18 protein-coding genes and 2 pseudogenes are annotated in these 21,332 nt (G+C 32.6%); 3 read left to right on the forward strand and 17 right to left on the reverse strand.

The window, feature by feature from the left end:
- Positions 1 to 618: 618 nt before the first annotated feature.
- From ACX6CF_RS04055 to ACX6CF_RS04115, 13 genes and pseudogenes are all read right to left on the reverse strand, one after another.
- Entirely contained in the window at positions 619 to 903 is a 285-nt protein-coding gene (locus ACX6CF_RS04055) for a DUF1016 N-terminal domain-containing protein (protein ID WP_458784096.1), read from the reverse strand.
- Positions 904 to 1,198: 295 nt separating this feature from the next.
- The gene (locus ACX6CF_RS04060) at positions 1,199 to 1,819 is read right to left on the reverse strand and encodes a TetR/AcrR family transcriptional regulator (RefSeq protein WP_458784022.1); all 621 of its coding nucleotides are present in this window, start codon (positions 1,817 to 1,819) and stop codon (positions 1,199 to 1,201) included.
- 99 nt (positions 1,820 to 1,918) lie between these two features.
- On the reverse strand, positions 1,919 to 2,515 hold the full coding sequence (locus ACX6CF_RS04065; RefSeq protein ID WP_458784023.1) for a hypothetical protein: 597 nt from the start codon (positions 2,513 to 2,515) through the stop codon (positions 1,919 to 1,921).
- A 521-nt stretch (positions 2,516 to 3,036) separates the two neighbouring features.
- The gene (locus ACX6CF_RS04070; RefSeq protein WP_458784024.1) at positions 3,037 to 3,567 is read right to left on the reverse strand and encodes a hypothetical protein; all 531 of its coding nucleotides are present in this window, start codon (positions 3,565 to 3,567) and stop codon (positions 3,037 to 3,039) included.
- A gap of 97 nt (positions 3,568 to 3,664) precedes the next feature.
- Entirely contained in the window at positions 3,665 to 4,855 is a 1,191-nt protein-coding gene (locus ACX6CF_RS04075; RefSeq protein WP_458784025.1) for a DNA-processing protein DprA, read from the reverse strand.
- Between the two features lie 33 nt (positions 4,856 to 4,888).
- On the reverse strand, positions 4,889 to 6,967 hold the full coding sequence (locus ACX6CF_RS04080; protein WP_458784026.1) for a RecQ family ATP-dependent DNA helicase: 2,079 nt from the start codon (positions 6,965 to 6,967) through the stop codon (positions 4,889 to 4,891).
- 18 nt (positions 6,968 to 6,985) lie between these two features.
- Positions 6,986 to 7,181: pseudogene (locus ACX6CF_RS04085) on the reverse strand (YdbC family protein).
- Between the two features lie 30 nt (positions 7,182 to 7,211).
- Positions 7,212 to 7,919 carry a M48 family metallopeptidase gene (locus tag ACX6CF_RS04090; RefSeq protein ID WP_458784027.1) on the reverse strand — a complete coding sequence of 236 codons (708 nt, stop codon included), beginning with the start codon at positions 7,917 to 7,919 and terminating at the stop codon, positions 7,212 to 7,214.
- 18 nt (positions 7,920 to 7,937) lie between these two features.
- On the reverse strand, positions 7,938 to 11,153 hold the full coding sequence (locus ACX6CF_RS04095; protein WP_458784028.1) for a type I restriction endonuclease subunit R: 3,216 nt from the start codon (positions 11,151 to 11,153) through the stop codon (positions 7,938 to 7,940).
- Positions 11,154 to 11,165: 12 nt separating this feature from the next.
- Complete coding sequence (locus ACX6CF_RS04100; RefSeq protein WP_458784029.1) at positions 11,166 to 12,266, reverse strand: hypothetical protein; 1,101 nt, start codon at positions 12,264 to 12,266, stop codon at positions 11,166 to 11,168.
- Complete coding sequence (locus ACX6CF_RS04105) at positions 12,259 to 13,428, reverse strand: restriction endonuclease subunit S (RefSeq protein WP_458784030.1); 1,170 nt, start codon at positions 13,426 to 13,428, stop codon at positions 12,259 to 12,261. The genes ACX6CF_RS04100 and ACX6CF_RS04105 overlap by 8 nt, the downstream gene beginning before the upstream one ends.
- 8 nt (positions 13,429 to 13,436) lie before the next feature.
- Positions 13,437 to 14,948, reverse strand: coding sequence for a type I restriction-modification system subunit M (locus ACX6CF_RS04110; protein ID WP_458784031.1), 1,512 nt, complete (start codon positions 14,946 to 14,948; stop codon positions 13,437 to 13,439).
- 13 nt (positions 14,949 to 14,961) lie between these two features.
- Complete coding sequence (locus ACX6CF_RS04115) at positions 14,962 to 15,159, reverse strand: DNA-binding protein (RefSeq protein WP_458784032.1); 198 nt, start codon at positions 15,157 to 15,159, stop codon at positions 14,962 to 14,964.
- A 418-nt stretch (positions 15,160 to 15,577) separates the two neighbouring features.
- Between ACX6CF_RS04115 and ACX6CF_RS04120 the strand changes: the two genes are divergently transcribed.
- The gene (locus ACX6CF_RS04120) at positions 15,578 to 16,006 is read left to right on the forward strand and encodes a hypothetical protein (RefSeq protein WP_458784033.1); all 429 of its coding nucleotides are present in this window, start codon (positions 15,578 to 15,580) and stop codon (positions 16,004 to 16,006) included.
- 85 nt (positions 16,007 to 16,091) lie between these two features.
- Here ACX6CF_RS04120 and tnpA read toward each other — a convergent pair.
- Positions 16,092 to 16,512 (reverse strand): annotated as a pseudogene (tnpA, locus tag ACX6CF_RS04125) (IS200/IS605 family transposase).
- Positions 16,513 to 16,635: 123 nt separating this feature from the next.
- On the opposite strand from tnpA, the gene ACX6CF_RS04130 reads away from it, so the two are divergent.
- Positions 16,636 to 17,100: a tyrosine-type recombinase/integrase gene (locus ACX6CF_RS04130; protein WP_458784034.1), complete on the forward strand. Its 465-nt coding sequence runs from the start codon at positions 16,636 to 16,638 to the stop codon at positions 17,098 to 17,100.
- 22 nt (positions 17,101 to 17,122) lie between these two features.
- Complete coding sequence (locus ACX6CF_RS04135) at positions 17,123 to 17,536, forward strand: tyrosine-type recombinase/integrase (protein WP_458784097.1); 414 nt, start codon at positions 17,123 to 17,125, stop codon at positions 17,534 to 17,536.
- Between the two features lie 99 nt (positions 17,537 to 17,635).
- Here ACX6CF_RS04135 and guaA read toward each other — a convergent pair whose 3' ends face one another.
- The 3 genes from guaA to ACX6CF_RS04150 all read right to left on the reverse strand — a co-directional run bounded on the left by guaA (position 17,636) and on the right by ACX6CF_RS04150 (position 21,218).
- The gene (gene guaA, locus ACX6CF_RS04140) at positions 17,636 to 19,171 is read right to left on the reverse strand and encodes a glutamine-hydrolyzing GMP synthase (RefSeq protein ID WP_458784035.1); all 1,536 of its coding nucleotides are present in this window, start codon (positions 19,169 to 19,171) and stop codon (positions 17,636 to 17,638) included.
- Between the two features lie 368 nt (positions 19,172 to 19,539).
- Positions 19,540 to 20,355, reverse strand: a complete 816-nt coding sequence (locus tag ACX6CF_RS04145) for a carbohydrate ABC transporter permease (protein ID WP_458784036.1) — start codon at positions 20,353 to 20,355, stop codon at positions 19,540 to 19,542.
- The gene (locus ACX6CF_RS04150; protein WP_458784037.1) at positions 20,355 to 21,218 is read right to left on the reverse strand and encodes a carbohydrate ABC transporter permease; all 864 of its coding nucleotides are present in this window, start codon (positions 21,216 to 21,218) and stop codon (positions 20,355 to 20,357) included. Before ACX6CF_RS04150 ends, ACX6CF_RS04145 begins: the two co-directional genes overlap by 1 nt.
- Positions 21,219 to 21,332 lie beyond the last annotated feature (114 nt).

Here is a 21,332-nt window from a genome sequence, read left to right on the forward strand (position 1 = left end):
TTGCCGTAATTTTTTTACGGTTGTACATATCAACATTAAAATGCTTCTTTCCAAAGTTAGTTAGTTTATTTTTGGAATATATTATATAATGTCACTAATTAAATAAGCAAAGGATTTTTAAGTATAGATGAAATTATAAAATTACTACATAAAAACTTAGAGTATGTTAATCATAAGATAGAAGGAGATACAATAAAAATAAGATTTAAATCAAATAGTTTAAACCTGAATACTTCCTTATTGTGGAGAAAAATCAAAAATCTACATACATATTATTATCGTAGTTTTCATATTTGCCACTACAATCTAAAATGGCTATCATAATTATTCATAATAGAAAAATGTATTGCAATAATCGTGATTGTAAATATAAAATATTTGCTTTTGAATTCCTAGCTTCAAAGGCAAAAAAATCTTCAAGATTAATTCAAGAAATAATTAATATCTCAACTAACTAAGCTCAATATCTGCATTTAAGATACTTACTAATAGTGTTTCTAACATAGGTAAAAGTTCTATATGGATTATTGCAACTCATATTTAAAGGCAAAACTTAAATCAAATGTAATTATAGAAGAAATAAACACAACTTACGTTAACGAAATTAAATACTTTTCGCTAGGAACAAAAGCGGATTACTGAGCTTTCAATTCGTCTCTTTAATTCCCTTTTAGAATAATGTTCCTTTATAGATAATTTAATGTAGAACTCTTTTCCTTCTATTGTTTTAACTTTAGATAAAATTAGTAAATTATTTGTCCAGCTTAATTGTCTCACCAGTGGTGCGACAGTTTCATTATCTTTATATATTTCATAAAATTGTTTCATTCTGTATAAATTACTTCTAGTAAAACCTTTAATTTCAGGGTAATTATTTTTTATTAAGAAGGCTAAGTCATCTATAACTTTCTTGCCCTATTCTGAAATTTCTAGTTTCAAACTAATCATATGACCAATATAGTGAAATTAGTTCTTCATTTACTTTTAAAAAAGCACGATTTCTGGCGGCTTTAATTCTTATAATTACTTCATTAAATTTGTTTTACTAATATTACTCATATTCGCCTCCTAGATTCTTTATTTTTATCTTTTTAGAAAGAATTTCTTGTATAAATTATACCATTACTAACTTAACCCATCTTAATTGTCTCATCAGCGGTGCAACAATTTTATTATCCATAAATAACTCAATGAATAATTAACATTTGAGTATATTGCCATGTAAAATTAGAGACACTAGCCTTTGTATTTTAGTGATCATATGTTCATAAGTATAACTTTCATCATAAACATAAAAAGTAAACTGAGTTATTATGCAACCCATAACACATAATGATATATTTTCATTATCAATATCTATATTAAACCACTCTAAAGTCTTAAATGAATCTAATAATTTATTTAATAGTGTTAAAAAAAATTCATCAATAAATTGCATAACACATTCATTAGATTTAACACGATTACTAACATCATATAAAACGGATATATACTCTTTTAACAAAGAGCTATCTAACTTTTTAAAAGAATTTAAATAAGCTTCTATAAAATTCACTACTTCTTTTACGATATCTTCTTCATTCATTATTGTAATTGAATTAAAGTTATAGTTTTCCATTTTAACTGTTTCTACTAAACATTCTATAAATAATTGTCCTTTTGAATTAAAATAATTAAATATAGTACCTTCACCTATTTCTAATGCACTAGCAATTTCTGCTGTTGTTACCTTCTTATACCCATCCTCTATAAATCTTTGTTTTGAATAATCTAGTATTGCTTTTCTAGTTCTTTGTTTCTTCTTTTCTCTTAATCCCATCTTGTCTTCCTCCAAATAGATAATCCACTTTCATTTTCATTTATACATGTTAAAAAGAATACAAAATTTATTGTTCTAACTGTCTACATCAATCACTCTCTACTTATCATAAGGCTCTTCTGGGATCATATGACCAGTAATAATTTTCATGAACAAAACAGGAATAAACCATTCAAATCCTGGAACTGGTGTAAATAAGTATATACTAGCGACAATAGCAATCATAGTAAGTAATTTCCCTACTGCTCTTTTTAAATATAAGGGTGTTTTATATACTATAAAGACTGAAATTAGAAATGCAGCATACCAAGTAAAAGCATATGTCCAATTCATATCATTAAATAATAATCCTACAACCAAAGGATGAACATGCATTGCTATAAATACTGGCAATTTCTTCACAGCACCAACAAATCCTTTCTCTTCAGGCTTTATAGGTGTGTCATAATACCTCTTACAAGAATTTAGAGCGTTACTCACTAAACCTCCTCCAAGATCTAGTGCAAAGTAAAGTCCAATTACAATCTGAATAATATTCCACTGTATATATCCTGTTATTAACTGAAAAATCATTATTGCTGGCAACAAAGCTCCACCAATATAACCTAATACTTTTTCTTCAGTATACGAACCAGTTCCATTAATACAATCTGGTTTTCCTTCATATTCCCATCTAATCTTTTTATTATGATCCATATATCCTCCTTAAATTATGAGTAAACTCATATTTGATTACACTCATAATATATTCCTGTTTTTTTCTTTTATGCATAATAATTATCACTAATAACATCCATCATTAAGTGATGCAATACCAAAGCAGATAATTTAATGCTGGATGAGAAAATCCGTATTTTATTAAAAAGAAGAAATGTTACGCTAGTAGAATTAAGTAATCATTTAGGGATGACTAACCAAAGATGGAATTTATGAATAGTGCAAACTAAGTCTACATATTAAGATTTCTCATAACTTTTAACTAAAAAAGAGAGCTTCTAATAAAGACTCTCTTTTCAAAGGCTGTCACCACACTATCTCAGATGTAGTAAATCTAGTATTTTCAACACTTATAACATTTTTGTTTACTACTCCCACTCTTTGATGGAAGAGTTTCTATGGTGCTTTCTCGTTGTTTTCAATAACCTCTTGTACACTGATTTCATGTATTTTATGAGGTTACTCCCAGTTAGATGAATTTATAGTATCACGTCCACTTTTTATAAACTCAATGTTAGCTGCTCTGTTTTTTTAAGAAACTTCTCATAAAGATTTTTTACATCATTATCTAATTGATCCACTAAAAAATTCAATCCATTAATATTGCTAATTTTATACAGTTTACCATCTGGAATGAAATATAACATTACCATCTTATCAAACTTCAATAGATTAATCATGTTGTTCAAAGTGCCTTTACTCCTACCATTCCATATCATAAAGCCATAATCTGCATCAATTGCCATTTGATAATCTTTGGCAGCGTAATATTCAAAACCTTTTAACTTCTTAGGTACATCTACGCATTCAACATTCCATTTACCTATGTTGTTTCTCACTGAACCATTTGTTGCATATATCTTAACTAATTTATACCCTCTATTAAAGCACTCTTTTTGAATTGCTGAATCAATACCATTTGCATCGCCAACTAGTATTTCAAAATCTTGTTTTATTATATTATCTATTCGACTGATTATAGTCCCACTTAGCTCTGTTACAGCTCTCGGACCAGCAACAAATATCTTCATCAATTCACCTTCTTTTATTCGTATTATTACTAATTCATATATCTTACCTTAATTATAACACAGAACAACCTTAACTACTTCTAATATCTAATGGTATCTACTTGTTAAACATATACCTAACAGGCTTAACCATTTTAGTTATTAACTCCTCATCTAACGCTCTGTTTAACCAAATCACTGTCTGAGACTTATTTGTTTTATAATAACCCATTATATCTTCTAAAGATCTTGGATTTGAAAGCAATCCCTCTAACTTATCGATAAAACTGTAATAAAGATCAAATGGACTTGTTGAATCACTCTCTTCAACCTTCCCTGCTATTTTCTGTGAATAAGCTCCGTTCTCTTCTTGTATTTCAGAAGAAACCTCAAAGACATTCACTTGCTTATAGATATCTTTTTCAGAGTTGATAAGATCAACAAGGGTAAAATCATTCAAATCCGATATAGGCCTAACACCCTTTCTAATAAGCTCAATATTTCCATTATGTTTATCTGACTCAAGTACAAATGACTTAACCCAATCATTTTTTAAATTCTCAACTGCTCCAGACCACGTTCCACCTTTATTAAAGTCTGATGCGATAATAAATGCAGACATCGATAGAGCATAAACATACTTATTGCGACTCATAGCACTTCCCGCTGAAAAGGGTGCATCAGGATTAATAGCACTCATAACTAGCAATCTTCCTTCTATTACTGCATCACGAATACTTTTCTTCTTTATCTTCCTTGTTAGTGAATCAGCTATGACCGAAACTGCAACTCCATTATTCTGAAGTGCCGCCTCCTCTGAAATACTATCAACTCCCTTTGCTCCTCCTGAAACAACAACAATCCTTTCATCAGATGCCTTCTTCGCTAAGGAATAAGCAAAATTCTCATCCTCTTTGTCAATATTCCTTGAGCCAACTATTGCAATACTTTTATAGTTTAGTAGATCCAAGTTTCCTGCATAATAGAATAGAGGAGGTGCTTGTTTCTTTAGCAACGATTTTAATCTACTTGGATAATTCCCATCACTTCTTGTTACAACCTTAATGCCTTTTCTTTCTAAATCTTCAAGAATAAATGCCATGTTAGCACCTCTTGATAGCAGTTTAAGAATTCTTTCTGCCTCCCCTGAATCTATTTGTAATTGTTCTTCAATCTCTTCTTTTGATAGCCTTAGCAAAGTAGATGGTTCTTTAAGGTCAGTACCTATTATCTTTATAACAAGCTTACTCCACTCTAAAGCAGTAAATGGTTGAAACCCACCTTTCTTTGCATCTATATGACTACACATCAATATTGTAACTAACGCATTTTCACTATACATCTAATCACTTCCTTTTGATCCGGCTGAATTTGATAATGCAAATGGATATACTTCTCCAGATCCTTGTTCTAATAATTTATATGCACATACAGTTAATGTCCACCTTGAATCAACCATATCATCAACTAGCAATACATTTCCTTCATAAACTTCTGTTATAGCAAAACTATCGTATGCATTACTGTACTGACTATGGCTATTTTGAAGTTCTTTCTGTTGTCTCGAATTATTCAACTTTTCAATTGAATCAAAATAGGGTAAGTTAAGCTTCTCTGAAAGTCGATATGCAAAACTTCTAACCAGCTCTGGATGTCTCAATGAAGAAACTGATGTAACCCATGTAATCCCCCACTTGTTTATTTGACCCTTAAGCAATTCAGCAGATGCCTCAACTAATTGGTCATCAAAATGCTTGTCAGTATACTTGTTCTTTTTAACAATCTTTCCCCAACCTACATCACCATAATTACTTAAAACAATTCCTTTTTCATATCTATGCTCCTCTGCTATTCTATTAGAACCACATTGACGAACACCCGATGGCCATTTCTTTCTAGGCTCTATTGAATAGAACTGACTTTTTACAAACCTACTCGCATGTGTAACTTCACTTTCAGTCAAATCACAACTAAACAGTTCTTCCCATAGACAGTTACTGCATTTCATACACTCCTCTGCACTATCATCATTGAGTTCTTTCGCAATAAACTTCATATAGCATTCTTCTGTACCAATAAGTTCATCCATTTTCTTAAGCTCATCATATCTCATGGCTGTAATAGCTTCTGCTTGACTCATATCAGGATTCCATGATGTAGCCGACTTATAGTAAAGACCTCCATCCTTATATATATCTCCATTTATCAAAAGAATCTTAAGGCACTTATCGAGTCTACCTTTTTGAAAGTCCAATTTATTCATTATTTCATAAAGCCTCAAATGATCGTGACTCTCAAGCAAACGCACCACTTTATCCATCTCTTTAAAAGTAGGGAAAGCTGAATCAATAAAGTACTTGTTTATTTCATTATCTTCCTGACCAACAAGCATGATTGCATAAGCCTTGTCGATTGCTCTTCCCGCACGTCCAATTTGCTGGTAATATGATACAATATTAGCTGGCCTTTGAAAATGAACCACAAAACCTATATCTGGTTTATCAACCCCCATACCAAAAGCAGTTGTTGCAACCAGAACTTGCATTTTGTTGTCAATAAACATTGACTCTAATTCATGCCTCCTATCAATATCTATTTTGGAATGATACGCATAAGCTTCAATTCCAACTTCTTGTAACCAATCACTTACCATTTTACAATCATTAATAGTTAAGCAATATACTATCCCTGTACCACTCATGTCTGGTATATTCTTAGCCAACCATGCAAGCCTTTCTTCCTTAGACTTTAACGAAATCATCTGAATAGCTATTGATTCCCTAACTAAACCACCTCTTTGGATTAATATATCATCACCAATTTGTTCAGCTACATCCTCAATAACCCTATTATTTGCTGTTGCTGTTGTTGCCAATAAAGGTACATTAGGAGGTAGGAAACGTATAATCTTTATAATCCTTCGGTAATCCGGTCTAAAATCATGTCCCCAGTCGGATATACAATGTGCTTCATCAATTACCAAAAGACCAATGGAACTAGTAATTTTAGGCAAAATCTTTTCATTAAAACTTTCATTTGCTAATCTTTCAGGTGAGATAAATAAGATATCAACCATGTCATTTTCGATATCCTCTTCTATCTCATCCCATTCATCAATATTTGCTGAATTAATCGTAGCCGCACTTAGTCCAAATCTTTCAGCTGAGTCAATTTGGTTCCTCATCAGAGCTAGAAGTGGACTTATAACTATTGTAGGTCCTGATCCATTTATCCTTAGTATCCTTGTACTAAGAAAGTAAATCAAACTTTTTCCCCATCCAGTTTTTTGAACTACTAAAGCTCTTTTCTTTGTTAAAACCGCAGCTATAGCTTCTTCCTGTCCCTCACGAAACTCTGCTGAAGGTCCATATGCTTCAATAAGTTCCTCTTTCATATTCTCAAGTAAATTTTTTGATATCATTTGACACTCCCCTTGTATTTATATTAGACTCTTTAGTTTGCTTAACTCATCCTTACTCAACGTAACACCCTTACTCATCTTCTCATGTTCCTCATCCCACTCCCTAATATCATACTTAGGTTCGCGTTCATTCCAGCTGATCAGATTGAGTTCTCTTCCATCCTTTACCATTCTCTGATAGAACGCCTATGTGTTCCACTATCTCATATTTAATACTGCCATAATACCCTTTATCTTTATTTACTTATAACTCTAACTTAACACCATGTACCTTTAACCAATCACGCTTCTTCTCATAATCAGGCATGATACGTTCCAACAAGTCCCAAAACTCTTTAGAGTGATTCATGTAAACCATATGGCACATCTCATGTACCACGATGTAATCAAACACCCATGATGGGGCCATTGAACATCTCCAGTTAAACATCAGTTCACGTTTTGCTGTACAACTTGCCCAACGTTTCTTTTGTTCTTTTACCTTTATGTCTTTTGGTTCTATATCAAAGTACTTTTGAAAATATGTTACCTTATCCAATACTTTATCTAGTGTCTTTATGCGATACCATTTTTCCATAGCATTCTTTAATATATCTTGATCTTTAGTCGAAGTTGTTATAATGAACTTCCCTTGATAGAGCTTTGCTAATGGTTTCTTTATTGATTCAACTAATTCAAGTTGCAATGAATAGTTCCTGCCTAAGTAGAGGAAGGCTTCTCCATTAACATATTCCTTCGGTGCTCTAAGGTATTGTACTTCTCTTATCTCAAATAACTTTGTTACAATCCACTTGGCTTTCTTCCTGACATTATCTAGTATCATATCATCAGCTAAACCTTTAGGAGCTACTACCTTCACTACAGCTGGAGCTTCTACACCAATCTCAATAGTCTTTCTATCACTATACTTAACATCAAACTCAATGGTTTGTGTTCCATATTCAAATTTCATCTTATCACGCTCCATGACTTATTCTTTAGCACTTGCAAAATGTCTCTTAGCAAGATCCATCAATGGCGTTAACAACTTCTTGATCTTCGCATAACCAACTGTATTATGGTTCTTTACCAATACTTGTTGAATAGCTCTTTCAACTTCAGCTGCTTTAGCAACATTAACTTCAAAGCCATCTAAACGGTTATCCTGTATTGTCTTCACGACATCTAACGTCATGTTCTTATATTGATCAACATCTGAATCTGATAGATACTCGCCAGAAGTTTCTGCTACTTTGTTAGAGGTAGGTTCTTCTTCATTAAGTATTTCTTTTATCTTCAGATAGAAAGCATATTCTTTCTTAGATGTGAATCCTAACTTCTGTGCTTCATCTTCTTCACCTAGTTCTATTTCACGGTTAATGAACTCTTGTAACTGGGCTCTACGTTCTTCCCAACTAAGTTTCGTTTCATCTAGAAGCTGTTGTAACTTCTCTAACAGTGATGTGTAATGCACTGGGTTATCTTCCATATTAACTGTGATGATATGCCTTATAGCATGTTCCATACTAGATGCTACTGCTTCATCTGACTTAAAGGTATCCATCTTATCTTGGAAGTCTTTATCAACTAATGATATTGGTCTAATCCATTGGATAACACCTTGTGCTTTAAGATGTTCCGATATAATCGCTCTAGCCTTTTCACCACAGTCAGCTATATCTATAACTGTTCCTGGTTCAAACCTTGCTTTTGCTCCTGCTCTTACATAAGCCATCCACTTAAGATCGTTGATATCATCTTTAGTTACATGGTTTGGCATTAGAGCTTCTAAAGTAGATGCAAACCGCTTATAAGCCATCTCAAACTCTGCTCGTTTGTTCTCTGGTTCTATGACTCTCATGACAGCATCTAGATCTCTTCTATTAACACCAACAAACATTCTAAGTACTGCTTGCTTGTAATCCTGCATTTTATTATAGATAGCATCTAGATCTTCCATCTGACCATCTACATCTGTCTTATCAAACACTTTTAGTGCTTCTTCAAGATGATGTGTAATGCCATAGTAATCTACAATGAATCCGTACTTCTTAGCAAAAGACTGGGATTCCATGACACCTTCTTCATTCAACACTTCTCGTTCTTGAACATAGGTACGATTGGTTCTTGCTATTGCCTGAAGTAAAGTATGTTCTCTAAGAGGTCTATCTAAATACTGAACCTGTTCTATAGGTGCATCAAACCCTGTTAATAGCATATCTTTAACAATAAGCATACATAACCTATCGTCTTTAATAGGCTTCTTAAATCGATCAATTAGAGCATCTTGTTCGGGCTTAGTTGTACGGTGGTCTTTTAACATTGGCTCTTCATTGTTATCACAACTATAAATAACTTTAGTCTCTATAGGATCTTCAAAGAACTCACTCATATGCTCCTTGAAGGCGTTGTAATACTTCACACAAGCTCTTCGACTTACACATACAATCTGTGCCTTAAAACCATTTGGATAAATGTTTTCTTTATAGTGTTTCAATATATCTTTAGCTATCTCATCAATACGTTCATCGGCTTCTGCTATAGCTTGTTTGTTCGCATACTTATCTTTAATGGCTTCACGTTCTTCTTCTGATCTATCTGCAAAGGAAGTCCTGAACATATCCTCTAATGTGTCTACTTTGATCTGAAGTTCAGGTTTTCTACCTTCATATAGAATACCAACTGTGGCACCATCATTAACTGCTTCTGACAATGTATACTGGTCTATCTTAGATCCAAAGGTTCTATAGGTATCCTTATCATCTTTTTCAATAGGTGTTCCTGTAAAACCTATAAAAGCAGCATTAGGTAATGAATGTCTCATGTTCATGGCCAAGGATGAATATTGGGAACGATGTGCTTCATCTGTCATAACGATAATATTGCTCTTATTTGATAGGACTTCTACTTCTTCTTCAAAAAACAAAGTCTCCTTAGTCACTTCATCATCAAATACCGCTTTATCAGAATTTTTACTCTGGAATTTGTGTATTGTAGTCATGATGATTTTAGACTGTGCTTTAGATAGAAGAGACTTCATCTCTGTAACTGATGTTGCCCTCACCAATAACTTATCTTCGTTCTTAGCTGCTGAAGTTAATTCAGGGAAGATACGACTAAAAGTATCATATATCTGCTTATCAAGATCTACTCTATCTGTTATAACTACAATAGTAGAATCCTTAATACTTTCTGTTCTTCTAATTAATCTAGCTAACATAACCATAGATAATGACTTACCACTACCTTGTGTTGCCCAGATAACACCTCCACGATCTAATGGTGTTTTACCCATAGCAATTCGGTCTAAAGCTTTATTAACTGCTCTAAACTGTTGATACCTAGCTACCTTCTTAATCTTCTTTCCACCTTCAACTTCAAATAAGATGAAGTGTTCCATGATCTTCAAAAGGTTCTCTTTTTCTAAGATTCCTTGAATAAATAAGTTCTGTCCGTTGTTCTCTATATCTTCAAGATCACTTTTCTTAACTGGATAAGGATCTTTCCATTCTAAGTAGTGGTTATATTTAGAACTGATAGTTCCTACGTAACCATGGTACTTATTAAAGATACCTGTAATGAAGTTGGTATGAAATAACTTATCAACGCCTTCGTCTTCTATTGAACCACGTAGGTTCATGTAACGTCTAAGTTGTTCATAGGCATCTTTCTTACCTAGTCGTACTTTAGATTCTAATTCTTTGAAAGGAGATTTACACTCTATAACGACTATTGGGATTCCGTTAATATAAATGATTAAGTCAGGGATACAGTTCTGATTAACACCTTTTATCTTCATTTGGGAAACAACATGGAAATCATTGTTTACAATATCTTCAAAATCTATGAATTTCACTGTATTGAATTGCTTCTTACCTAAACCATCAACATCTTGTTCCAATGAATACTCTAGGTTTACAATCATGTTATAAATCTTTTCATTAATTTCTATTAAGGATGTTCCGAGTTGATCTGCTTTGGTTATTGTAAAGATAGCTTTATGCAACTGGGTATTGTTTATCCATGGATTCAGACGTTTAATAGCTGATTCAAGCTGCTTTACTAAGATGACATCACGATTAGTTTCTCGTTGTCCTATTTCAGCTGTAAGTTGTCTGCCATCTAAATATTGATAACCAAGCTTTTTAACTAAGTAATCTATTGCAGGTTGTTCAACTAAAGTTAATTCATTACCAAGATACGACATAATGTCCCCTTCCTACATTTTTATTTCACAGATGATAACTCGATTATTTTGATCTATATAAAACATATCATGACTCTTTGTTATGTCATATTTAGAAGCAGTCAGTTCTTTTCCCGTCGCATTAAATGCCAATACAACACCGTAGTCTAATGGTCTTTTTAAAACTTCAGCTTTGCCATTCTCTAAGTACCCTATTGTTTGTTCAATTGCTTCGTTCACTGAACAACTACCATCTCTAAATACCTTTAACTCAATTACTACACTCAATTCATCTCTACTTGAAATAAAAAGGTCATACCTAAAATTTGTAGTTGCAAGCTCCGAAAACACATAACTTGAATTAAATTCTTGAATAAAATATTGATAGACAAAATTATGAATGAAGTCTTCAATTCTTCCAGTAACATTTTTTATAGCATTAGTCTTACCGCTACCCTGGATTTGATTCTTATATTTCCGAATAATCTTTTCAACATTCAACTTATTGTTAGTATTTCTAACATCGTCTAAGATACTCTCAGTAATAACACCTTCTGCATTTTCATATAACTCATTCAATGTCTTAAACGCTAAAATATCTTTCATACTCTCTTCATATTGTTCTTCAATTACATAATTATTCTTCGAAATCTCAAATTTAACACTGTACAATTCATATATCAAGTTATATACATCTGGCAAATACAGTCGATTATTAAACTCATAACCACTTACATCAAATCTAATAACTCGATCATAAGCTCCTGTTGTAACCATTTTTACGTATGAAAGTAACAATGAATTAAATCTAGTCAAATCTTCATGAAACATAATATCTGCATCTTTATGTCCGAGTCCCTGAAAATAAAGATCAACCGCAATAAAATGCATAACAAATTCAAAGCTTTCATACATTCTAAATTTCTCGACTAGTCTAAACACTAGTTCATAATGATATAATATTGAATCCTCATCCAAATCATGTGGATTATCTATCTCCAAAATTGCTACTGCATACAATTGCTTCGATAATATTGAAAAACACTCCCCCAGTTCTCCTCTTTTCATTAACTCAAGAGAACTACGAATTCTAGCATCAAAATTTTCTTTTAGTGGTCCTTGTAATCTACTCATTGACTTCCACTCTCAACTCTCCTGTTAGAAGTTTCTGCATTAAACCCTTTTTCACTTTTTTCAGGTCCTCATGCTTATTTTCTTGAATTTCAATTCTCTCTTCAAAAGAATCTATCACTCTTACTATAGCTATCTGTTCCTCCATAGTAGGCACTGAAAATTTTATATTATTCAAATTACCAATACTTAAACTTGGTACACCAGTTGCTTCATTGTAACGATTAAGATCAACATTTGAAATTGCATAGTATAACCATTTCGCTAAATAATCATCTTTTACAATCGTGTAAAACAAAGTATCAACTGTCCAAAATGGTTCATCAATATACCTTGGTTTATCAATTGTCCCTTTCCGTCCTATCAATACAGATGGTTTGTCATGTAACCATGAATTCGTTCTACCAATAACCCCACCAGTACCAAATATTGAGTATTTTCCATTATAATCTATAACCTTCTTTTGATCTTTTCCATAACATATTTTAACGATTTCCCGGAGCTTCTTAACCTTCCATTCTACAGGAATCTTCCCAACAGGGCTATCTTTAAACTCTTTATGTCCTATACCTTCAGTCAAAAGCTTTTGCATAAGACCTTTCTTAAGTTCTTTTAGATCTTCTATCATGCCATCCACTTCATCAATATGATTATCCACTGTGGATAGAATTTTTGCTATTTTCTTTTGTTCTGCGAGTGGAGGTTGAAGCACTTTCAGTTCTTTAAAAAAACCGACTCCAATTGTTACTATTGTACTACCAACAGCAATTCTTTTGAATAGATTCCTTTTACTTAACAATAAGTAATACAAAAATATATTGTTATACTTTTCACCACATATGTAATTTATAAAATGTTGACTTGTAGCCATTGGTAGAGTTGTAATAGCAACTTTACCAACATTAGCATCCCTTGAAACCACTACAGTTCCTTCTGGCAATAGAACTGCCGAAGAATTATTTATTCCTTCATCTGTCGTATAATCAACTGTATTGCTTATATAGAGTTTGTCTAACTTGTTCAAATCCTTTAGCGAAATCCATGGAATACTCCCACCCCAATACTCATCAATTTTCTTATCTGGAGTATGGCCTGATTTCCTCTCACATACATCATCAATTTTTACAAAGCTCCAATTTAGTGGAGTATTTGATATTTCTCTCATAACGCCACCTATATATTTTCAAATCCAAGTTCACACATGAACTCGTTGATTTGATTTCTTGATTTTTCTAGTTTAGTTTCTCGTTCAGAAATTCTCTTGGCTACAGCATTGATGTCTATTTCTGGATCTGGTTCAGTTGTATCTACATAACGACTGATATTAAGATTATATTCATTCTTTTTAATAGTATCTATATCAATAACTTCTGCATACTTATCTACAAATTCATAACCATCATAGGTATCAATAATCGCTTTAATATCACCATCACTAAGTTCATTCATATTACCATTTTTAACAAAGCTATTACTGGCATCTATAAACAGTACCTTATTCTTTTTCTCTATTGGTTTGTCCTTATTCAGTACTAATATAGCCGCTGGTATACCCGTTCCATAAAATAAGTTTGTTGGTAAACCTATAATAGCTTCAAACAAATCATCTTCTAAAATTGCTTTACGAATCTTACCTTCCGAACCACCTCTAAATAGAATACCATGAGGTACAACTGTCGCCATCTTACCTTTGCTATTTAGTGATGCAATCATATGTTCAACAAAAGCAAAATCACCATATGACTTCGGAGCTACTCCATAGTTAAAACGATGATAAGAATTGTTCTGTGCAAACTCAATACCCCAGTTCTTCAATGAAAACGGGGGATTTGCAATAACTTTATCAAATGTCTTTAATATCGCACCTTCCGTATTCTTAGGTTCACGAATGGTATCACCTTTCCAGATAGTAGATCCTTTAGCATCATGAAGTAATACGTTTAGCTTTGCTATAGCCCATGTAGACAAGTTAATCTCTTGACCAAATACCTGAACATTCTTATAATTTCCACCATTAGCTTTAACATATTCAATAGCACTAATCAAAAATCCTGCACTACCACAAGTCGGATCATAAATAGTATCTGTTTCTTCAGGTTGAAGCACTTTAACCATAACTTCTTTGATGCCTTCAGGTGTATAAAACTCTCCACCTTTCTTACCACCATCATCAGCAAATTGCTTAAGCAAGTACATATAAGCATCACCAAGGATATCTGGCTTTTCTAATCCTTCATTAGATAGATTCATACTATCAAATATCTGTAGTAGTTGATTCAACTTAGCATCAGGGACACGCTCTTTATCATTGTAATTAGCCGTTGTAAGTACACCTACTAACTCAACATTCTTAGGTTCATCTTCAATGGCTTTAAAAGCTTTATCAAGCTCTGGTCCAATATTCAAATTAAGATTCTTAAGTTTTTCCCATCGTGATTGTTCTGGTACAAAGAATGTTTCATATGAAGTTGCATCTTCCAACATTTCTTTTAAGAATTCCTCTGGTAGATCTGGGTTGTTCTTCTTAATCGATGTCTGTTCTACATCAAATTGATCATTCATTCTCTTAAGAAACATCATCCCAAAGATATAATCCATGTATTGAGCTGAACTAAGTGTTCCTCTTAGGACATTAGCACAGTCCCATAGCTTTGTTTCTAATTGTTGAAGGTTTAACTTTTGCATGATTAGATTCTCCCTATTTCTTATTATCTATACTCTCATTTGATTTTGGACCTGTCTTAAGCTTATTAGGTTGTTTGGCATCCTTAGGTATCAGCCAGTTAACACCAAGCTTAGTTGCTCCATCAATCCTATCTTCATTACAAAGGATTTGCACCCGTCTTGAAGTGATACACCATTCATCAGCAGCTTGTTTATTTGTTTTGAATTCCATATCTTATCACTCCTTGTTAATATTTTGACTCTATTAATTATTATATTCTTTAATGCGAACAAAATCAAACTATATTGAAATTATATAATTTTTCTAGAGGTAATAATGTATATGAAAAAAACATCATAATCGTTTCATGCCCGTGCCCTTCTATATGGTTCACTCTCCAAAGTATTTTGAAGTCTTCTTGAAGCTAATAGGTCAACCTATAAATCAACTGATAATTCTCATGTATTAGATGGTATATAGGCATGTTTTGTTCCAATTCTTCTAAGTTAAATAAGTATAATCACTTGATTAAAATGTCATGTATATATACTCACCTTAACCATCAATATCATTACTAAAGTAATTCGAACCCTCATGTACAAAACGTATATGAAGGTTCTTTTTATACGCCTAGAAAGGAGGTAATCTAATGCAAACTCTATGCTATTACATTCATCAGTCTATCACAATGCCATATTGTGCCAACTGTCCGTCTTATCTAACTATATGTTGCCCAACAGTTGGAAATGAAGGATATGTCCATTCAGAAAGCTGTGACACTTATTATTGCTATTACTGCAATATAAGCACATGTGAATTAAACGAAACAACACAACCAAACATTAAGGAGGAATACCAAATGAATGAACTCAGAGAAAGAATAACTACCTATGGACTCAACCATGTAAACATTATCGAATTAGCCAGTTTCATTTGCAATATAGATCCTGAACATCTAAGTGATATTAAATCTTCTCATGATCTCTATAGCAAACTTCCACAAACTACAATAACATCACTTCAAAGGAAAAAGCTTGAAGGATTAAGTCGGCAGCCACCACTTCAAGTGGTGGTTTGATATTAGCCCTATAAGGGCTTTGTTACTTGCACGCCTAAAGGCGGGTATCGCAAGCATTACTACCATCTACCTCTTAAAGAAGCCCTTAATTTCTTAGTTCTTCTTTTCTTGCTTCTTCTTGTTGTTCTTGTATATATTTCTTTATTGCATCTTCTGTGATATTTCCTATAGTTGTTACATAGTATCCTCTTGCCCAAAATGTTCTATTCCACTTACTTCCCTAATTCGGATGTTTATCAAATATCATCAATGCACTCTTCCCTTTTAAATATCCTACAAATTCCGAAACACTGTACTTTGGAGGAATACTAACACATAAATGCACATGATCTTTGCACACTGCACCCTCTATTATTTCAACTTTTTTTATACTCGCACAGTTTTTTCAAGATTTCTCTCATATCATTTTTCACTTGACCACACAGAACCTTGCGCCTATATTTGGGTATAAATACTATATGGTAATGGCATTTCCATCTAGTATGTGATAAGCTTGAATTGTCCATTAGGACCGCCTCCTATTCTGATATTGGGTTACGACACCTTTATCATTTTATCCTAGGAGGCTTTTTGCTATCCTACGTAACAATTCCTTTTACTCTATTCGCCCCAGCATAGCTGGGGGATTAATGTTTTCATTCAAAGATCTATATGTTGTATACATGAAGGACTGTGAGACCAGATTAAAATCAACGACCATTGATAATAAAATGAATGTTATTGAACATCAACTTCTCCCTTACTTTGGTGAAACTCAAATAGATAAGATTGATTCTGCAATGGTTAGAAGATGGCAAAATGAAATCATCAGCAAGGGTTATAAGTCCACTTATCAAAAGACAATCCATAATCAACTGTCAGCGATGTTTAACTATGCCGTTGACTTCCATAAGCTAAAGAGCAATCCTGCACGTAAGGCAAAGAGTATCGGTTCAAAGAAATCTGATTCTGAAATGAAGATATGGACACCAAATCAGTTCAGGACATTCGTCTATTACTTTGTTGAAGATTTTCAAATGAGAGCAGCCTTTAATATTCTATTCTGGACTGGTATTCGATCAGGTGAACTCCTTGCCTATCTGTTAAAGATATGATTTTAATAACAAGAAGATAACTATTAACAAAACCTATGCACGACTTCATAAGAAAGATATTATACAAAAACCAAAGACTCCTAAAAGTAATCGAATCATAGACATTCCTGATTTCCTTTGTAAAACGATTAGAATATATATGGACCACCTTTATAAACCTAATTCTACAGATCGTCTCTTCTTAATGGCAAAGCATAAACTTACACATCAAATGAAACGTGCCTGTATGATAACAGGAATTCCTAAAATCAGAGTGCATGATCTTTGCCATTCCCACGCCTCAATGCTCATTGAACTTAGAGAAAACGCTCTGCTTGTCTCTGAACGTCTAGGACATGAAAATATCCAAACAACTCTAGAGACTTATTCACACCTCTATCCCAACAAGCAAAAAGAGGCTGCTGATAAGCTTCAAAACTTATACAACAACCTCTAAATCACATCTTTTCTTCTATTTTAGTATCATAGTAGTATCACGAGAAATAAATAAACCCTACAAACCCAGTATTTACTATGCTTGTAGGGTATCTCACTACTACTCCCACTCAATAGTAGCCGGTGGCTTACTAGTTATATCATACACAATTCTATTAACATTATCTACTTCATTAACAATACGAACAGACATTTTTTCTAGTACATCATAAGGTATTCTAGCCCAGTCGGCTGTCATTCCATCTAAACTAGTTACACCTCTTAGTGCTATAGTGTAATGATAAGTTCTTTCATCACCCATTACTCCAACACTTTTTGAGTTAGTAAGAACTGCGAAATACTGCCATATCTCTTTATCAAGACCAGCATTTCTAACTTCTTCTCTAAAGATATAATCAGCATCTTGTAATATTGCAATCTTATCTTTAGTGATATCACCTATGATTCTTATAGCAAGTCCAGGACCAGGAAATGGTTGACGGCTTACTAAGAATTCAGGGATATCTATTGCACGTCCTACATCTCTAACTTCATCTTTAAATAAATCTCTTAGTGGTTCAATAATCTCTTTGAAATCAACATAATCAGGAAGTCCTCCAACATTATGGTGACTCTTGATGACTGCTGCATTTTTAGTTCCACTTTCAATTACATCTGGATAGATTGTTCCTTGAACCAAGAAATCAACAGTTCCAATTTTTTTAGCTTCAACTTCAAAGACTCTGATGAATTCTTCACCGATAATCTTACGTTTTCTCTCTGGATCACTTACTCCTTGTAATGCATTTAAGAATTGATCTTCAGCATTAACTCGGATAATGTTCATGTCAAATTCTTTCCTGAATATTCGTTCTACATCATCACCTTCATTTTTACGAAGAAGACCATGGTCAACAAATATACAAGTTAATTGTTTTCCAACTGCTTTATGAATAAGTAAGGCTGCTACTGATGAATCAACTCCACCTGAAAGAGCACACAATACTTTTTTATCGCCTATTTTTTCTTTTAATAATCTAATTTGATCTTGAGCAAAATCGTTCATTACCCAATCGCCTTTACAACCACATACATTATATAGGAAGTTTCTTAACATCTTAGTTCCTTCTGGTGTATGAACTACTTCTGGGTGAAATTGAACAGCATATAATTTTTTATCTACATCTGCCATAGCTGCAACTGGACATGTTTTTGTAGATGCAATAACTTCAAAACCTACTGGTGGTTTACTTATATAATAAGTATGACTCATCCAACATATTGAATTTTCTTCTACATCTTTAAACATTAAATTATCAGTTTTAACAGTTAAATCAGTTTTACCATACTCTCTATGCTCAGCTTTTTCAACTTCTCCGCCAAGAACATATCCCATTAACTGAGAACCATAACATATTCCAAGAATAGGAATACCAAGTTCAAATAGTTCTTTTTCTAACATAGGTGCATTTTCTTCATAGACAACACTTGGTCCACCAGTGAATATGATACCAACAGGATTCATTTCCTTTATTTTACTAAGTGGAGTATCAAAAGGCATAACTTCACAATATACGCTAGCTTCTCTAATACGTCTAGCAATCAATTGCTTGTACTGTCCACCAAAATCTAAAACAATGACTAATTCATGCTTCATCAATTATATCCTCCTAAAGATCGTTATTTATAGTAATGTAATGAGTTAATAAATGATAATACTTTTTGTTACAGTCACAAATTAACTATTATAATCTATTATTTAATATTAAAATAATACCTTAGACACATATACACTGTCAACTCATTTTATTTATTTATTCAACATTTATATTATTATTCTAGTATTTTAGCAATAATTATCCATTTTCTGTAGCAAAAAGAAAAGCGACCACCTATAGTCGCGTTAAAAATATATGTACAATTAACATATATCTTTTCTATATAATAAAACAAGGACTACCTCTTAATACATCAATCGTCAATGTATTGGTGAGATAGTTCCTATAGAATTCGATAATATAATATTTAACTTTTTACACTACCAGCTGTTACACTCTCAATAATTTGCTTCTGTGCAAAGAAATAGAAGATAATAACTGGGATTATACTAAGAGTTAATCCTGCGAGTGCTAAATGCCACTGTTTAGTATATTGACCGAAGAAGTAAAATATTCTAAGGGGTATCGTATGAGTTTTTTCATTATTAATTGTTAATGATGGTAGTAAGTAATCATTCCATATCCAAACCATGTTCAACAGTGCTACTGTTATTGATATAGGCTTTAATATGGGGAATATTATATATATATAAGTTTGTAAGCTATTACATCCATCTATTGTCGCCGCCTCATCTAAACTACGAGGTATGCTTTTTATAAAACCATGGTAAAGGAATATAGATAAACTCGATCCAAATCCAAGGTACATAAATATTATTCCTGGTATATTCAACAGATGCAAATTACCCATTAGACGAACTAATGGAAGCATAACAGATTGAAAAGGAATCAGCATAGCAGCTATAAACATATATAGAATAAGGTTAGCTATCTTATTATTAGTTCTCTGAATCATCCATGCAGCCATTGAAGCAAATATAATGATTAAAACAATACTTATGAACGTTATCAAAAATGAATTTAAAAATACCTTAATGAAGTCTAACTCTTTCCAAGCTTTAATATAGTTATCAAAATTCAGACCCTTTGGTAAGCTTAACGTATTCAAGAAAAGTTCTTTCTTTGTCTTGAATGAGTTAGTGAGTATGATATAAAATGGTGCGATGAACAATAATCCTATTAAAGTACCTATAACTCCTGTAACAATTTTATTGGTTTTCATTACAGCTCCACCTCCCCTTTCTTAGAAAAATATACTTGAATAAGGGAAATTAAAGCTATAACTACGAAGAAAATAATTGCTTTTGCCTGTGCCTGCCCCATTTTATTGAACTTGAATGCTGTATTATATATGTTAAGGGAAAGCATTTGTGTTGAATTTCTTGGAGCTCCACCAGTTAATGATAAGTTCTGGTCATATAACTTGAAAGCATTTGATAATGTTAAGAACAAACAAACTGTAAACCCTGGTCTTATTAAAGGGAATATTATATGTTTCATTCTATTTCTAAAGCTAGCACCATCAATTTTAGATGCCTCTATTAATTCCGTAGGTATATTTTGTAATGCTGCAATATAAATGATCATTATATATCCTGACATCTGCCAACACATTAGTATTACCAATCCCCAAAAACCTGTTTTTGTGGTGGATAACCATCCGAGCATCCATGTTGCACCTGTTGCTTCACCTATCATAGCAAATACTTTAACAAATATAAATTGCCATATAAATCCTAGAATTAATCCACCTATAAGATTAGGCATGAAAAATACAGTTCTAAGTACATTCTGGATTTTTAATTTTCTGGTTACTATGATTGCTAAAGTAAATCCTATAATGTTAATTAGTAATACTGATACTACTGCAAACAATATTGTAAATGTAAATGAAGTTCCAAAACTTTTATCACTGAAAATTTTAACGTAATTATCAAATCCGATAAAGCTGACGTCACTTTTAATACCATTCCAGTCAGTAAAGGAATAGTATATCCCAAATAAAAACGGAATAATTACCGTTATAGTAAATGCTATAAAACATGGTGCAATAAATCCATAAAAAGCTACTTTACTTCGTCTCATATGCAAACCTCCTAAACTGTTTTGTTTTAAAATTATTATGCTATTCTTTATATCAATATATAAAGCAGGAAACAGTTTATATTGTTTCTAATAACCGTTTACTGCTTTATATTG

This window comes from Vallitalea sediminicola, from assembly GCF_054408565.1.

Bases quoted from the DNA above. Each gene is read 5' to 3' on its own strand.
- ACX6CF_RS04075 (WP_458784025.1), bottom strand. From the start codon at position 4,855: ATGTGTAGTCATATAGATGCAAAGAAAGGTGGGTTTCAACCATTTACT.
- ACX6CF_RS04065 (WP_458784023.1), bottom strand. From the start codon at position 2,515: ATGGATCATAATAAAAAGATTAGATGGGAATATGAAGGAAAACCAGAT.
- ACX6CF_RS04100 (WP_458784029.1), bottom strand. From the start codon at position 12,266: ATGAGTAGATTACAAGGACCACTAAAAGAAAATTTTGATGCTAGAATT.
- ACX6CF_RS04095 (WP_458784028.1), bottom strand. From the start codon at position 11,153: ATGTCGTATCTTGGTAATGAATTAACTTTAGTTGAACAACCTGCAATA.
- ACX6CF_RS04105 (WP_458784030.1), bottom strand. From the start codon at position 13,428: ATGAGAGAAATATCAAATACTCCACTAAATTGGAGCTTTGTAAAAATT.
- ACX6CF_RS04060 (WP_458784022.1), bottom strand. From the start codon at position 1,819: ATGGGATTAAGAGAAAAGAAGAAACAAAGAACTAGAAAAGCAATACTA.
- ACX6CF_RS04145 (WP_458784036.1), bottom strand. From the start codon at position 20,355: ATGAAAACCAATAAAATTGTTACAGGAGTTATAGGTACTTTAATAGGA.
- ACX6CF_RS04115 (WP_458784032.1), bottom strand. From the start codon at position 15,159: ATGGAATTCAAAACAAATAAACAAGCTGCTGATGAATGGTGTATCACT.
- guaA (WP_458784035.1), bottom strand. From the start codon at position 19,171: ATGAAGCATGAATTAGTCATTGTTTTAGATTTTGGTGGACAGTACAAG.
- ACX6CF_RS04120 (WP_458784033.1), top strand. From the start codon at position 15,578: ATGCAAACTCTATGCTATTACATTCATCAGTCTATCACAATGCCATAT.
- ACX6CF_RS04130 (WP_458784034.1), top strand. From the start codon at position 16,636: ATGTTTTCATTCAAAGATCTATATGTTGTATACATGAAGGACTGTGAG.
- ACX6CF_RS04090 (WP_458784027.1), bottom strand. From the start codon at position 7,919: ATGAAATTTGAATATGGAACACAAACCATTGAGTTTGATGTTAAGTAT.
- ACX6CF_RS04070 (WP_458784024.1), bottom strand. From the start codon at position 3,567: ATGAAGATATTTGTTGCTGGTCCGAGAGCTGTAACAGAGCTAAGTGGG.
- ACX6CF_RS04110 (WP_458784031.1), bottom strand. From the start codon at position 14,948: ATGCAAAAGTTAAACCTTCAACAATTAGAAACAAAGCTATGGGACTGT.
- ACX6CF_RS04150 (WP_458784037.1), bottom strand. From the start codon at position 21,218: ATGAGACGAAGTAAAGTAGCTTTTTATGGATTTATTGCACCATGTTTT.
- ACX6CF_RS04080 (WP_458784026.1), bottom strand. From the start codon at position 6,967: ATGATATCAAAAAATTTACTTGAGAATATGAAAGAGGAACTTATTGAA.